16 protein-coding genes are annotated in these 15,049 nt (G+C 37.0%); 7 read left to right on the forward strand and 9 right to left on the reverse strand.

Going from position 1 to position 15,049, the window contains the following annotated elements:
• The first annotated feature begins 3 nt into the window (after positions 1 to 3).
• The 3 genes from KCV09_RS15635 to KCV09_RS15645 all read left to right on the forward strand — a co-directional run bounded on the left by KCV09_RS15635 (position 4) and on the right by KCV09_RS15645 (position 3,747).
• Positions 4 to 1,644, forward strand: a complete 1,641-nt coding sequence (locus tag KCV09_RS15635; protein ID WP_212515822.1) for an LPD1 domain-containing protein — start codon at positions 4 to 6, stop codon at positions 1,642 to 1,644.
• Positions 1,641 to 3,311, forward strand: a complete 1,671-nt coding sequence (locus tag KCV09_RS15640) for a PcfJ domain-containing protein (RefSeq protein ID WP_212515823.1) — start codon at positions 1,641 to 1,643, stop codon at positions 3,309 to 3,311. Before KCV09_RS15635 ends, KCV09_RS15640 begins: the two co-directional genes overlap by 4 nt.
• Positions 3,312 to 3,501: 190 nt before the next feature.
• Complete coding sequence (locus KCV09_RS15645) at positions 3,502 to 3,747, forward strand: hypothetical protein (RefSeq protein ID WP_063454494.1); 246 nt, start codon at positions 3,502 to 3,504, stop codon at positions 3,745 to 3,747.
• 389 nt (positions 3,748 to 4,136) lie between these two features.
• On the opposite strand, the gene KCV09_RS15650 is transcribed toward KCV09_RS15645, so the two are convergent.
• On the reverse strand, positions 4,137 to 4,697 hold the full coding sequence (locus tag KCV09_RS15650) for a hypothetical protein (RefSeq protein ID WP_225554397.1): 561 nt from the start codon (positions 4,695 to 4,697) through the stop codon (positions 4,137 to 4,139).
• 371 nt (positions 4,698 to 5,068) lie between these two features.
• On the opposite strand from KCV09_RS15650, the gene KCV09_RS15655 reads away from it, so the two are divergent.
• Positions 5,069 to 5,710, forward strand: a complete 642-nt coding sequence (locus tag KCV09_RS15655) for an N-acetylmuramoyl-L-alanine amidase family protein (RefSeq protein ID WP_024160906.1) — start codon at positions 5,069 to 5,071, stop codon at positions 5,708 to 5,710.
• A 38-nt stretch (positions 5,711 to 5,748) separates the two neighbouring features.
• On the opposite strand, the gene KCV09_RS15660 is transcribed toward KCV09_RS15655, so the two are convergent.
• Positions 5,749 to 6,282: a hypothetical protein gene (locus KCV09_RS15660; protein ID WP_043041555.1), complete on the reverse strand. Its 534-nt coding sequence runs from the start codon at positions 6,280 to 6,282 to the stop codon at positions 5,749 to 5,751.
• A 189-nt stretch (positions 6,283 to 6,471) separates the two neighbouring features.
• Here KCV09_RS15660 and KCV09_RS15665 point away from each other — a divergent pair, with 189 nt between their 5' ends.
• Positions 6,472 to 6,900 carry a hypothetical protein gene (locus KCV09_RS15665; RefSeq protein WP_125280692.1) on the forward strand — a complete coding sequence of 143 codons (429 nt, stop codon included), beginning with the start codon at positions 6,472 to 6,474 and terminating at the stop codon, positions 6,898 to 6,900.
• A gap of 105 nt (positions 6,901 to 7,005) precedes the next feature.
• Here KCV09_RS15665 and KCV09_RS16380 read toward each other — a convergent pair whose 3' ends face one another.
• From KCV09_RS16380 to KCV09_RS16385, 6 genes are all read right to left on the reverse strand, one after another.
• Positions 7,006 to 7,668 carry a hypothetical protein gene (locus tag KCV09_RS16380; protein ID WP_228286912.1) on the reverse strand — a complete coding sequence of 221 codons (663 nt, stop codon included), beginning with the start codon at positions 7,666 to 7,668 and terminating at the stop codon, positions 7,006 to 7,008.
• A gap of 19 nt (positions 7,669 to 7,687) precedes the next feature.
• Complete coding sequence (locus KCV09_RS15675; protein ID WP_121532423.1) at positions 7,688 to 7,945, reverse strand: hypothetical protein; 258 nt, start codon at positions 7,943 to 7,945, stop codon at positions 7,688 to 7,690.
• Positions 7,946 to 8,020: 75 nt separating this feature from the next.
• A complete protein-coding gene (locus KCV09_RS15680) occupies positions 8,021 to 8,971 on the reverse strand; it encodes a tyrosine-type recombinase/integrase (RefSeq protein ID WP_228286913.1) in 951 nt (316 codons plus the stop codon).
• A gap of 8 nt (positions 8,972 to 8,979) precedes the next feature.
• Positions 8,980 to 9,552, reverse strand: coding sequence for a hypothetical protein (locus tag KCV09_RS15685; RefSeq protein WP_046127922.1), 573 nt, complete (start codon positions 9,550 to 9,552; stop codon positions 8,980 to 8,982).
• Between the two features lie 116 nt (positions 9,553 to 9,668).
• Positions 9,669 to 10,514, reverse strand: a complete 846-nt coding sequence (locus KCV09_RS15690; protein WP_121532429.1) for a hypothetical protein — start codon at positions 10,512 to 10,514, stop codon at positions 9,669 to 9,671.
• Between the two features lie 119 nt (positions 10,515 to 10,633).
• The gene (locus tag KCV09_RS16385) at positions 10,634 to 12,550 is read right to left on the reverse strand and encodes a hypothetical protein (RefSeq protein WP_228301603.1); all 1,917 of its coding nucleotides are present in this window, start codon (positions 12,548 to 12,550) and stop codon (positions 10,634 to 10,636) included.
• A gap of 111 nt (positions 12,551 to 12,661) precedes the next feature.
• On the opposite strand from KCV09_RS16385, the gene KCV09_RS15700 reads away from it, so the two are divergent.
• On the forward strand, positions 12,662 to 13,699 hold the full coding sequence (locus KCV09_RS15700) for a hypothetical protein (protein WP_212515824.1): 1,038 nt from the start codon (positions 12,662 to 12,664) through the stop codon (positions 13,697 to 13,699).
• Between the two features lie 161 nt (positions 13,700 to 13,860).
• A complete protein-coding gene (locus KCV09_RS15705) occupies positions 13,861 to 14,139 on the forward strand; it encodes a hypothetical protein (protein WP_212515825.1) in 279 nt (92 codons plus the stop codon).
• 70 nt (positions 14,140 to 14,209) lie between these two features.
• Here KCV09_RS15705 and KCV09_RS15710 read toward each other — a convergent pair whose 3' ends face one another.
• On the reverse strand, positions 14,210 to 14,899 hold the full coding sequence (locus KCV09_RS15710) for a hypothetical protein (RefSeq protein WP_212515826.1): 690 nt from the start codon (positions 14,897 to 14,899) through the stop codon (positions 14,210 to 14,212).
• Positions 14,900 to 15,049 lie beyond the last annotated feature (150 nt).

A 15,049-nucleotide genomic window follows, 5' to 3' on the forward strand; every position in this document is an offset into this window, starting at 1 on the left:
GCTATGACTGAAGAAATAAATAGTAATGAAAAAAAAGATGGTCCTATTACGGATGTAGGTAAAAAGTTTGCTGGTGCACGTAAAGACAACCCATCACCAGACTTCTCAGGCAACATGAATGGAATTAAGTCTGACAGCCTAGTGACTAAAAAGGAATATTGGCAAAAGCCTGATTTTAGAGCTGATGCCCAATCTGGCCATAAACCTGTAAAACATGCACTATTATTTTCTTTGGTCTATGCAAACTTAACCAACAAGCCTTTAGGGGGCGGTTGGTTTAGCATAGGTCAAAAGCAATGGGATGATGCCTACATTGCTACGCTACACTTCTTAAAAAACAAATATGAAAGCTCACACTACGAACGTTTAGAACAACTGACAGACGACTTTAATGCGTACATGACCGTTAAGTTTGGTGCTGGACGAAGTGAAAAAGATATTTTAGAACGCTACTCAGCTGGACGACATACCAATCGCAGAGTTAAACACCCACTATCATTTAGTTCAGACACACGTTTACGCTTAAAAAACTTAATCCCTTTAGGATGGCCAGACGATCGTGTACTTGATACGGATAATTATGGTGCCAAAAAATTATTAAACACTGAGACTGGTCAACATAAGTGGTATGCCGTTAAATCCATTTCAGCAAAGCGGTTTCAAACACTAGATGATTGGACGGAATACGACACATTCAATGCAGCACTAGAAAAAGTAAAAACATTTTTTCAGCCAATTTTAGATGAACGAGTCATAGAACCCAAAAAAGGACGCGCAAAACCACCCAAAAGACCGCGCTACGACAGAGTTGAAGTGCGCGAGGGTAAGGACCATCGAAAGGGTGAAAACATCGATAGCCAGTTGCTTATGGACTATTTCAAATTTTCTGGAGTCGAGTTCGGCAATTGGGTAAATCAAAAGGAACGTGCATGGTTTCTGAATTGCACGTATGACTCACTAATGGATCTTGTCGAACTTCTAGGTCTACCCGTTACGTTCGCATCTTTAGGCGGTAAGCTAGGAATAGCATTCGGTTCGCGTGGCACAGGCGTTGATAGCGCAGCTGCTCACTTTGAACCAGGTAATATGCTTATTCATTTGACCAAGACGCAAGGCGTTGGAGCACTAGCCCATGAGTTCGCGCACGGATTTGATTGTGTTTTGGCAAAACGAAACGGACTCAATAATAACTTTTTTAGCGAATACTTTCTTTACACCAGTAAAGGGCGTTACTCAGTACAGAATCATCAAGAGTCAGCATACAAACATCTTAAAGATGGCCAGACTGCAGATAAGTTTATCAAGCTGGTTAATTATCTTACTTTTAAGTCAACCAAATACCTTGATTACGAAGAAAGACAAGGCGGTACGGGCTTTATGAATAACGCCATGCACCTAGATCAATCACGGTCAATGTATTGGTCACAGCCAACAGAAATCTTTGCCAGACTGTTTGAATGTTGGGTGACGGATAAGCTGGCTGAAAATGATCAACACAATGGGTTTTTGGTGCACGGCACAGAAGAGTCGGCAAATAGTTGGAATATGAAGTTAAGCGCATATCCAACAGGCAGAGAACGGGCAATTTTAGTTGATTTGATGGATGATTGGCTAAAAGCATTAGTGAGGTCGTGGACGAAATGAATGCAATCACTAAGACCTCAAAAAAAGAACGGATCTTATTCAATAATCCCAAAGCAACACAGCTCTACAGGGAAGCTATAACAGAGCTTATTGCGTTTAAACCTTGGGAAGTTAACGCCACTGAGAATATGCTCACGATCTGCAACACCTACCGCTATGTCGTGAATAAACGTTGTCGTTTAGGGTACGAGTTTTGGTGTTACGACCGAAGCGAAAAAGAATGGGTACGTGTTAAGACCTCAAGCGGTCGCTACAACCCAATCTACCGAATTAAGTATTTCAGCTACGGTCATTACACCTCATTTGGAGAAATCTTTATCAAGGTAGCAACCGACTTTCTTCATGTAAAGAGAATCGAGAAAGGTTCTAACTTCACGAGCAAAGAGCTTACGCTTGTGGAAATACTGTATATGTCTTACATAAGAGGCTTATACAAAAACCACTCATACTCAAATTACGTCATAGTTGAATGGTTTAAAAGAACCAGTGGGATCGACTTCACACATATTGTAAAAACAGGTTTTAAGGTTGGCTACTATACAGCACGGCATCTGCAAACACTCAAAATCGTAGATTTCTTGGCAAAGAGAAGTCTAGATTGTGCTGCAGCTGAAAGGTACATCATAAACAATCCAGATTTTACCGCGCTATATGTCTACCTAGATCCGCTGGACCGCGAGAAAAGAATCACAGCCGAACTTTTAAATGACGGCGTATTTTTGAATATTGATGGTTGTATGAATTATCTGTTCAAAATACCGAGAAAATCATTTAACCGGTTTAAAAACATTGGTACCTCAATCACGGCTCATTTTTTTGGAATAATCAGAACTGATCTTGAGTACGGCAGAGAAAATGCCATGATGTATGGTAAGGTAAATCGCACCTACGATGAACATGTAAACCGTTTCAGAGAACAACAAAGCGTTGAGATCCTACTTTATTTGAGTGGACTACATCTGGAGCTAGGTGTAAAAAAACCGAATAGTCGTTTTATAAATCGGTTGCTGAACAAGACTGTTCGCCATGTGTTGCGTGGCAATAACTGGCAGTTGTGCAAAAATAACATTAAGACCATTTACCATGCTTTCTATAAGCTGATGTATATCAATAAAGACACAAAGGCACGTAACGCCTATATCGGGAAGCAGTCAGAAACAAACCAGCTTTCATCAGATATAGATATGATCTTTGATTACATGCAACAGGTTAGAGCTCACCAGTTTGATAAGCGGTCAAGCATCCAAGGCATGAAGATCCGCATTCAACACTGGATAGATGAAAAAAATAGACTGCAGATGGAAAACAAAAAGCAAAAATTAATCGATCGCAACTGGCCAGCAAGAGTCTTACCCGAACCAGTTGAGCACAACGGGTACCGTTTTACTGAGATCCTGAATTTTTATGACCTCTACATCGAGGGAAGTAAAATGAGCCATTGTGTATATCACAACTTTAAACACTCAGTAGAAGAGGGTTCAGTGCTCGTATTCCATGTTCAACAAAACAACGATCTAGAAGAACAGGCGACACTTGGTTTAGAGATGGTCGGTCAAAAATATATAGTTTTTCAAAATTACGGATACCGCAATAAAGTACCAAGCGACAATATTAAGAAAGCAACAAGGGCATTCCTAAAACAAATCAATCAAAATATAGGCCAATAAAAGGGCTATTTTTTTGGTTTTAAACCCCATCATTAAGCACACTTAAAACCTGTTTTAAGACGCCTTTGAATGGTTGAAGTATAACAATAAATGCTTCGTGCAAATCACCAAAAGCGTAGTGCAAATTTCAATATTTGTACTTATACTAAAACAATGATGTTTTGTTTTTAAAATAGAAAGGGTTTTAGTGATGCAAAACAAACAGGGTATAACCGTAGCCGAAGCTAAAAATACATTTGAAAATGGGAATGTTAAAGCTTTAAGAGCAGATTACCTTTTAGGGGATTTATACCTGGTTGTTTGTATGGCACAGACAGGTGAGAAAACAATCATCACTCATAGAGGTCACAACAAAGCCTATAAGTCAATGAATGCCTTATTTGCTGACTATAAGACGATAACTTCACAACAAGTTAAAACATTAGCTTTAAAGTAGTTAGTAATATGAAAACTTGGAACTTTAATGTTCATGCACAATAAGTCTATATATTACGGTGTATTACACCGTAGTTTGCAAATTTATAACTGTAGTGAAAATGACAACTTATGTGTCTCTAACTAATGTCACTGATTATCACTAAACGCTATAACTCGTTGATATTATTTAATCGGAAATGACAACTCATGTGTCGTTTAATGAAAATGAGACTACCCTGTTTATTTTGTATCGAAAATTGTCATAATTAAAATTCTCAAAGGAGTAGAAAAGGCACTACCCCACAATTTTTTTCTCTCAAAATGTCATTCACTGTCATTTTTTTAGTGGCAAGTACCAGGTGCAATTCTTTTTTACGGTGTATTACACCGTAGATGTTTTGAGTGAGCTTAGCTGGCACCGTAAAAGTTTTGATCGACAAAATATCCAAACTCAAGTGGACTGTTAACCCATTTGCTAAACAAAACGTGAAACAACAAATTATTGTAGTCTATATATTTTTCATAATTGTTCACGATACCTAAGTTCAGCAAGTTTTTTTCAAACTCAATGCGTTCAATGGGTTCTGATTTCACAAATGCATGGATGGATGCTTTGATTACATGATAATTATAACTTTCTGATGAACATTGACGTTCACATGAAATAATTCCAGCTTCAATGAACAAATTAATATTACGCTGCCAAGAACGTCCGTGAATGTGGTAATTCAGGCAGTCACCAAGTTTTTGCAGATCTGACAATTTAAAGGATTTGTTTTGGCAAATTGCAAAATATGTAAATGTAAAATAACGATATGAAATATCTTTTTTTAATGTCTTAAACTTAGGATTGTCATAAAAGTTAACATTAGCATTCGTTCTATATATTTTAAGGAACAGCTCACCATACTTACTTAATCTATAATATTTAGCTGAACGACAAGTAGAACGCCCTAGATCCTCTATCATCCCTAATTGGACCCAATTTTTAATAAGACGCTGAATAGACCGAACGAGCCATTTAGACTTATACCCCTCTAATTCATCTATATAGGTGCCTTTCAGGAAGTGAATACTCAATGGTCGTGGGTGATGTTCTACAAACTGAGTGAACAGTCGATGTATAAATTTTATATCCAAAATTGTATTTAGATCCCTCATGATAAGTACTTTAAAACCATCTTAAAACCATCTTAAAACCATCTTAAAACCATCTTAAATCATTTCAACAAAACCCTTTAAACCTTTTAATTTTTTTTAAATTTAATATACTTAAAATCCTAATAATAGCTTAAAGGGTTTTAATTGTGCTAAAGCTAAAATGTATATCGATATTAGCAATGTCAATCATTACACAATCTATCTTTGCTGAAAATTCAGTAGTACTTGATGTTGGCCATTCACCAAAACAAGCTGGATCTACTGCAGCTAACGGCTATCCTGAATACACTTACAACCTAAGCATGGTCAATTCTATTGAATACTTTCTTAAATCGCGTCATGTCCAAGTGCTCAGATCTTCAGTGAATGAAGATAAAGTCTCACTGGTTCAACGTGCGACCAGATACCCTAATGCTAATCTTTTTATTTCGGTGCACCACGACTCAATACCTACTGAGCTGACCAAGTACAAGAATCAACTCAAGGGTTTTTCAATTTTTGTATCAAAGAAAAATCCAGAATACGGAAAAAGTTTGAAATGCGCCAATCTCATTGGCCAGAACCTAAAATCAATTGGTGAAAGCCCTTCTACTTACCATGGCATGAATATACCAGGTGAAAACAAAAAGCTTTTGACCTCAAATGGCGTATATCAATATGACAATCTAGTGGTCCTGAAGAAATCACAAAAGCCGGCGGTTTTAATTGAGATCGGCGTGATTGCCAATCCTGAAGAAGCAAATCGCTTATCTAATCAGAAAGTAATCTGGAAAATATCTGAAAATATTGCTCAGTCGATACAGCAATGTTTAAACCAATAAGGTGCATGCTGCAGTAATCAATATGCACCCCTCTAGAATTAGAATCTTATGCCGACCGTTTCACCATCATCATTGACCGCACCAGCATCATAAGTGTTATGCCATACGCCATTAATCATGACCAAGTGTGGCGCCCAAAATGACACTGTTTGAATATTATGCAAAACATCATCTGGCGTATCGAAACTAGAAGCACCTATATAGCGGAAGAACATCAAGTTTTCGCCTAGTTCTTCAATATACATTTCAGGATCAAAGTCATCCAAAAACTCTTTATCTTCACGTATCACTTCGTTTAACTCAGTTTCAACGAGTTTGAGTAAAGCGGTAGGCGTAGGTAAACCATCATAAGCCCATTCAGACTCTTTACCTTCAAGTTCCATCCCATCTTTAATATCAAATGCAGCGACATATCCAGTAAAGTAATTTTCAGCTTGCGAGAAGTTATTCGGCATGTCTTGATAGTATCCATCAAGTACGGTCTTAATCTTTGCCAAGGTTGCATCAATCGTACTTTGAATTGCACTTTCAGCACGTTCTTGAGCTGTACCTCTTTGCTTAGCTTGCCCCATGTGTACCCCCTGATTATTCACATTTTGACTAGTATTTTATTTCTAAAGCCTATTGTTTCAGCACTTTAAACCGATTCAGTATATACCAAAGGTTTGCTATTTATATTTCATATATACGATAAGTCTCAAATACTACAAATGGCTTGGTAGCTAAGTGATATAACATGTTTTTGTGCTTCAGGCTTTACAATGCTTTTCTCAGATTATCTAGACCAACATGCCGTTATTCTTGCGCTATGTTTGGCAATCTGCATATCTTCAGTTGTGGTTTATACAAAGTATAGAACTCTACGCGCCGTTTATCTTACTGGTGCATCCCTATTCACTTTAACCGCCACAATATTTCTATCGATCGGATTTTATTTAACTACATTGGATGTATCTGCTTCAGATAGAAAGGAGATCCAAAGCATTATTTCTCAAGTGAGCCATGACAAAAATATCGCTTCAGCAATTGAACTCAATCAAAGAAATAACTATGAATTATTGGTTGCAGTATCTCAAAAGAAAAACCTTACCTACTCAGATCTAGGCAGTATTCAATATGGCCAAGTACGTGACACAGTAAATTTGACGAAATATTCTCAATACAAAACTTTGGTGAATGCTGAGTACTAATTTTTATTGTTGTTTGCGTTGTTCAAGAACGCTGATTTATGCACTACTCGTTGTTCTTCCTCATATCGTGAAGCGTTTTCCTTAATAGCGATCGTCAGCATCACTTCATGAGCCACGCAATATAGAGATATATTTCTTAGACATTGTTTCCATAAAAGTTCTGGATAGAGTTTTGTATAGGTCAGGAATGTTCTTTTCCCAAAACAACAATATTTCACCCTTCGTTTTGCATAATTTAAAATCATCGGTATTAGTGAGATCCTCTACCTGTTGGATCATCACTTCCCTTTCTTTTTCTTTGGCTTGTTTTTCTAAAACTTTTTGTTCCTTGATTTTGTCTTGTTCAGACCAAAAGTTCCTACTTTTCTCGCGTTTTTCACTGTCAGTAATGAACTTAACCAAGTGGAATAAATGTTCCATCCATTCATCCGTATGGGTTAAGCCAAGGATGCAACCATTTAGATTAAAGCCAACATTAACCAGGCCTATATCTGATGATGTTTTATTTCTGATATTCAAAATGACATCTTCATCCAGTTCATTTTCTGCAATGAATTTGTCTATATAGTGTTGGTACTCTGGAGATAGAAAACCGTCAAAGGTATATCGAACAACTTCTACCAGTAAAAAATTAACCCCGAAAAGTTCAATGTGTTTTTCAATCTCTTCAACAGGAATTTCCAACTGCATTGTAGATACGAGGCTTTCTACGTGGACCAGTGGCTTACCAATTTGCTGTAACTTTTCATAAAGCTCATTTGCATTCATGGGTTGGTTCAATCCGTTTTTATATTTTATTCAGCACAGCCAATGTCGCATTGAGCATATCGACTGAAACCTCTAATTTTTTTGCTAAACGGGCCATGTTGCCGTCATCAAGTATTCTTAATGCCTTATGTAATGAAGCATAGTTTTTTAGGTCTGAAAACTCTTCAATTTTTTCATTGATATAGACATCATCTAAACCAGCTTCTTCAAAACACTCAATTACAGATAAGCCAACATATGAAAGTTTCTGTTTTTTAACATCTGTAGTCTTAGCCATTACCGGTACCATCAAAAGTTAATTATTTCGATAGTTTACGATATATCTTTATAAGTACAAGAAGCGAATCAATTATTAATCTTGGTTCGCTCTGGCGCGTGGGTGTGCATCTTTGTAGGATTCAATCAACGTCTCGTGATCGACAAGAATATATACTTGAGTAGATGCAAGCGACTTATGGCCTAACATTTCCTGAACAGAACGAATGTCTTTTGTTTTGTTATACATATGCGATGCAAAGCTATGTCTTAAGGCATGTGTACTACCGATATTACCTGAGCCATGAGCTTTCAATAGCGCCGTCATACATGCGCCTAAATGGTTTTTAGCAATGTGCTTACCAGATGGTGCAATAAACAAATATCCGCAGTCTTCTACTCCAGCTTTAGAGATCCACTTATTACGAATCAAAAGCCATGTAGAAAGTGCTTCTAATGCTTTCTTTCCTAAAAATACAATACGTTCCCTGTTCCCTTTACCCAATACTTTGAGTTGCAAAGTACTGAGGCTAATGTCACTCAATTTGATGGCGTGTAATTCAGAAATACGCAAACCGCCAGAATATGCAATTTCTGCAGCTGCTAGATCTCTTAATTTTTGGTTGTTGTATTTAGGATTTAATGGAGCCTTGTTATCAAGGATCTCATTCAACGTATTCACGGCGATCGGGCGCGGTAAGCTTTGGTTTTTGAACTTAACCCGAATGTCAGAAAAGAAGTTTTCAGGTATATATTCCTTACGCAGACAATAGTTCAGGAAGTTTTTTAAAGCTGATAAATTTTTGTTGAGTGTTCTTGCAGAAACAATATCAACATCGATTCGATGCAACCGAAATGATGTGATGTAATCGCGGTCTAGTTCCAATAGATGTTTACCTTTAAAAAAAGGCATTTCTAACATCAAAAGTAAGCTCTTTTTGTATTCATTAATCGTCATGTCGGACTTATTTTCAAGCTTCAGGCTATCAAGCCATTCTTGAATCAATTCCTCATTCGACATGCTATGCATGGATAGATTTTCCGACATATGAATACCTAAAGCTCTTGAATAGTTTTCTCTAGCTGAACCTGTTTGTCAGCTCCACTTAATTTTATGACAATCTGCACAATATCCATATATTCTTTTACTGAGATTTTGCCATCTGCTTTCGCAGCATCCACGGTCTTACGTAAAAATGGATTGTCTGCATATTTTTGGAATAAAGGGAACGCTTTAAGGTCATTCAGCGCATCAGCATTAATTGAGTCATTTGAATGTTTAATGATGCAATTTTTCACCTGGTTTTCAGGTGTTTTGATGTAGGTCACTTCGGGCATGAATGGCTTGATTTTTGTCACCAATTCCACCTCATTAGAAGTTAAGCAACTATATACAATTTGCGATACTGGCTCTTTTGGACCACTAACACTCCACCCTTTCGTCACTAGAAAAAACGGTATTTTTGAATAAGGATACTTAAACGTATCATCAACAAGCTTATTAAATTGATGTGCAGTTGATAGGTAGCGATCGGAAGAAAAAACATCGATATGCGACATATCATTCGGCACTTCTGAGCATCCCCCGACCATGATTACAGTGGCAATTGATAGGAGAGCTTTTTTCATAGTTTTAACCTTAATTTGATTAGTGGGAAAAGCAACTTATAACTTTTGCTTAGGCTACGGTTAATAATTGTACAGAAGCAAAAAAAAATAGCGGTCGAGATAGACCGCTTGATGCATTAGAAATTAAATTTTTCAGTGTTGTACTTATAGATCTTATTAATATCAATGCGTTTACCTTGCATGGTTGTGATTGCAGTTGGTTGGAATTTGATTGCAAGATCTTTAATGTCTACGTCTTTCCATTCAGGCATGGTAGACGGTAAATCAATAGTACGGCGCTCTCTGGCACGGTTAGATGGAATCCAGTGGTTTAACTTAATCATTGAATCACCCAACAATGTACCTGTTTTGCGATCGACAATGCGAATATTCCCTTCTACCGAACGAATTTTTAAACCTGAAAAGTTATCTATGCCATAAGTAAAGGTATTTTGGTTTTTGCCATAAAAACGCACGGTGAACTGGTCACGCATGTAATAGTCATAATGTGCTTTTAATGCTTGGAGCATCGTTTCACGGTCTACAACTTTTTCAACCAGGCCATTATCAGTACGGAATGACTGGAGCTTTTTAAGTACCGGCTCTACATTTAATTGTTCGTCAGATACGTTCAGATTGGTCAGCGGATTACGTTGAGGATAGAAAATATCGTTTAAGTACGCTGTATGTTGAAGCAATATATACATCGCACGTTGCTGAGTATTCATTTGCTGGTAAAGGTGAGCTGTCGCTTTATAACGCTGATTTGAATTGTTTTCAAAATAGCTATCAGACAGTTTGTATTCGCTAATCTCAGGTGTAAGACCACCAGCAACAACATTAAAGCTTTTAGATGGCGTTAAAAGTCCTACATACGCTTCCTTAAAGTTCGGTGTTGGGGTAGTTTCATCCTCAAATGCGAAAGCTGTATGCGCTAATACAGTACCAAGGATACCCACCATCGCAGTTTTTAATAGTTTCATTCAGTATTCTCTGTATAACTTTAAAAAGGGTTTTAAGTTTGAAGCTATAATACTTTATTTTTGTGCATTTAAAAAACCACTATTTAAACTTAAAGTAAAAATAATAATATTCCTTAAACCTATTTAACGCCATTCGTTAAACTATCGCTTAATCTCATTAGTCTTTTAAAGGTCAGGTAGTTTTTTGGTAGTAGTTTAGAATTAAGCGTTAAATTTGAGCATTGATCTAAGTCAATTTGGGCATTTTGATCGATAGGAAAGAGTTGTCCTTGATATGCAAAACCAGTCGAATTTTTAGCGATCGACTCAATCAAAAATACACCGTATTTATCTTGTTCCGTGGCCACTGTATTTAAACCACCTAAGGATGTAATCAGGTTTTTAAAATATCCTGGTATTGCGTTCTTAGTGCGTAAGAATTCTATTTGATTTTCAAATGCTTCAGGTGTGAGACATAACATAAAAGCATTTTTCTTTTCTTCTGGCGTTTCAAATACCTTGCCATTGGTCCACGACAGGATATTCGGCTTGAATACATGCAGTACTTCAACCGATTTAAGAAGATCCGCTACATTTGTTTTATGTTGTTCATCGGCTTCAGGCACAAACTGATTTTTGGTATATACCGCAGTAGAAAACCACTCATAATCAATTAACTGATTATCGGCATCTAATGGTTCATACAGCAAATACACGGCGCTATCACGCTTAATGGCCAACAGTGGTGATACTGTATATTGTTCTGCAAACTGAGTGATTGCATCCAAGAGCTCACTTGATATGTTGAGTTTTTTGGCATTGAATTCATCGCAAATTAACAGTAATTCTTGAGTGAGTGTTGGTACCACGTTTAACGGCGAACCAGTCTTGCTCAGCATCTCGTTAATAGCATTCTCAATTGCCCTTTTTGTTAGGCTATTGATGAACTGCAGCTGCTCTAATGAGATCCCTTCATGATCCAAAGCCTGTATGACCAGATCAAAAGCATGACGAATTTTCTTCTCAAAATGGTTTGCGTACGATAATCCCCAAGCGTCAGAAAAAAATGAGACTGTTTGTTCTGTATAGCTGGTATTCATTAGGGTTTTGGCAAGTTGCGCGTTACCGATTAAGTCACTTTCATCTTCTAATTTTTTACGCAAGTACTTCTCAATACCTTGTTTGCGAACGTACTGGATCTTCTTCAGGTTTTGGCTTGATAGCCAAGTCTTATATTGCGATACAGCATATTGAATGTTCATATCGGCATATGCAGTAATACGGCAAGGCATACCATCAAAGAACGTTGGTAGAAGCCCCTGTAAGAGCTCTAAATCACAAAGAGAAGCATAGATAATGCCGTCAGCCACTTCAAGGTCTGTAATCTTCACTGAGAATGAGTGAATACCGACTCGAATCAGTATTAATTTATCGGCATTTAATAGCACCGCATCATAAGAACTTTCACTGGTGATATTATTTGCTTTAACCCATTTTTCCCAATGGTTAGCGATATGGCCAGAAAGCGCTTCACGAGTATCGAAAGGTTGATCTAGATCTGCAGTTGCACTTATAAACGTATCTAAGCTAAACGCATATCGTAAAGGCTTTAGCTCGATATATGTCTTAATCGCTGTTGTATGCTGCTGAATACCATTAGTAATGCTTTGGAGCTTCAGTGCAAAGTTCAAAGCCTCAAGCTGGCGCACTTCATCATCACCGATCTGCTGAAACACCGATGTAGCATATGAAAAATTAGTTTGTTCGCCGTGAATATAACGTCTTTCTTGCCCAATCTGCAGATACAGATTTTTGGCATCAGATTGGACTAAATCCAGGTAATTTTGTGGTTGAAGATCCTGAGCAAGTTGCGTAAAAGGTATTTTAATTTTTGATACTTTAGGTGCTTTTTTGAAGCCTTCAATTGATGTCGGGAATTCAATAACATCTAAAATAAAATCTAGGTTTAAAGTTTTAACACCTATGATCAAATAGTTTTTATAAAAACGTCCAATCAGGTTATTAAAAAAACAAACTTGGGTTTTATGGTTTAGCATAAATATACCTTTATGAATCTTAAAGATCGTCTTATAATACTAGTATAAGTTTTAATACTATTTATCATGTGGTATTTTTAACCAAAGACAAAACTTTTAGTGAGTTGTTTCATGACAGAATCAGTTGTACCAAATAATAGCGCTTCAGAGAACGCACAAATACCAGGTACGATCGGAACATCAGCCGTTGCAGAACACAAGGGCGATAGTTTTAACGGCACAAGCATCATCACGATTGGTCGAGTTGACTTAAGTAGTTCTATTGAGCCTCTATTTGTACCAGTCTCAACATTGTGGTCCATCACACCGGGTAATTATCCTTTAAGCGCAGAAAATATTAAAAACTGCACGGCAGTACGATTTGAGGGTGAAGAACTACTTACCCAAAACTTCGCATTAGGCTCAATTGTGGTTTATAAAATCAATGGTGTTTTAGGGAACCATGTAATTGTGGTCAGTGAGGATCGTGACGGCGGTAACGATAACCGTGCGATTTACTGCAATAGCTTCAATACAACATGTAATATCTTATCTCAGTACGGTATTGCCTTCGCTGAGCTATATCGCCGCAAAGTATTAGAGCTTGATCAAGTCCTCTATACCAACCTCAATAGATCCCTTTTACAATCTCACTATGCAGAAAATGAAACTGACGTTATTGATTTAGAGTGGAATACAAGGCACCACCCTACTCTATACGTTCATGCGTCAAACTTAGTTGCATCTGAAGAGCACGGTTTTGTGAAATATGATGGTCGTATGGCTGGTATTGGTACCTTTTCTACTAAATGTCTAACTGCAGACCGTAACGGCAACTTAATTAAACCTGAGCTGGCCTTCCTCAATAACATTATTGAAATTAATGTTACTGAAAAAGATGCGTTAGAGTTCTTGAATTGCTCTATTACGAATAACCGCTTCTTTTCGCAAATGGTTGATCAACTCAAAAGTGCTGGTCGTAAAGAATATGACTTCATCACGAACAACATTGATTTCTTCGCCGTACATGTGAAGCTTAACCTTGAAGAAGATCGTCCTAAAATTACGCGAATGGTTTTAGCACCAGATTTACCAATTCTGGAAAACTATTTGTATAAGCAATACGATCCAATTTACCTTGGTGAAGCCGTTGACGACTTAATTCAGTAAAGTTTAAGGCTATACGGAATGAGTAATAAAACTTAAGTTTTAAGAAAAACTCGTAGAGCAAGTTTATGTATATCTAAGGATGAGTTGAATGAATAAAAAGTGGAATTTACAGAAAGAGATAACATCTGTAAATTACTACCAATAATAGGTTGGTAGTATAAATGAATACTGTAATGAACAAGAAATCAGTGGATTTTATCTTTTGTGCAGCACTTCTTCTACTAGTCTTATTTTCAATCTATATGATTGTGGTGAGCAAAAAAACTTTGTTGATCGGTATGCCTTTTATTGCAACTCATTTTTTGTTTATAGGTCTGGCAAAATTCCAAATTGGTCCATTAGGCAAACGTCTTGCAAAAAAACACTTAAGTTATGAATTGTTGATAGTAGGCTCGTTCCTTACTTTCTTAGGTGCTTTGCTACATTACAAAATATTCTGAACTAAAGCCTACAATGTAGGCTTTTTTTATACCTGTTTAGTGATGTAAATATTCCTTACCTGTTTAGTGATTAAGGCGCTTTAAAATTCAATTGGATTTTATAAGTGTTCAAGACATCTGCTATTACAGTACCTTCAGGGATCTCAATCTTATCCCCTACTTTGTATGTGTTCACAAATTGCCAAAATACCGCTTTTTCTTGTGGATCTAAACGAGAAAGGATGTATAGATAAACAGCTTCAAGCTGTTGTTGGCTTGCATAGCTATCTACTGATACTACTGGCGTAGTTGCGAAGTTATAGTTCAATTCATCAAGAAGAGCTTCATATACAGTCGTACTTGCATACTTACTGTATTTACCCTTGTTTTCAGGAACCGTATAGCCGTGGTTGTAATTGATCATACGAGCAACGTAACTGGCCAATAGTTCCGAGTTTTTAGGGTTTTGCTGTAAATAGTCTTCCAGTTTGGATTTATCAGCTTCGTGCGCCGTTAAAACCACTTCCCCGTTATTAATAACATTCAAGTTAAGTTTAATGCTCTTAATTTTACGAGGCGGTTGTTCAAATTCCGCACCATTAAAGCGATGTTTAACATTGATATAGTATTGTTCAATTGCATTCGCTTTAACTAATGGAATTGGTGAAGATGATACAATTGGAGTTTGTGAGACTTTAACGGTTGTGTTATTGGCATAGAGGTGTGCTGATAGCGAGATTGTACCAATCAGTAAAGCTAAAGTACGTTTATTAAATACCATTTTAAACTTTTCCAGTGAAATAGTCGGTGTTATTTGTGAGAACCAGTTTTACTTCTTAAACTGGCTCTAAGCTGTCTTTACAAGATTATACTATTTTTAACATTGCATCACTAATAGTCCTTAAACATTTTTAGTTAATTCGTATCAATC

Origin of the sequence: Acinetobacter soli (assembly GCF_018139125.1) — a bacterium.
GTDB classification, from domain to species: domain Bacteria; phylum Pseudomonadota; class Gammaproteobacteria; order Pseudomonadales; family Moraxellaceae; genus Acinetobacter; species Acinetobacter soli.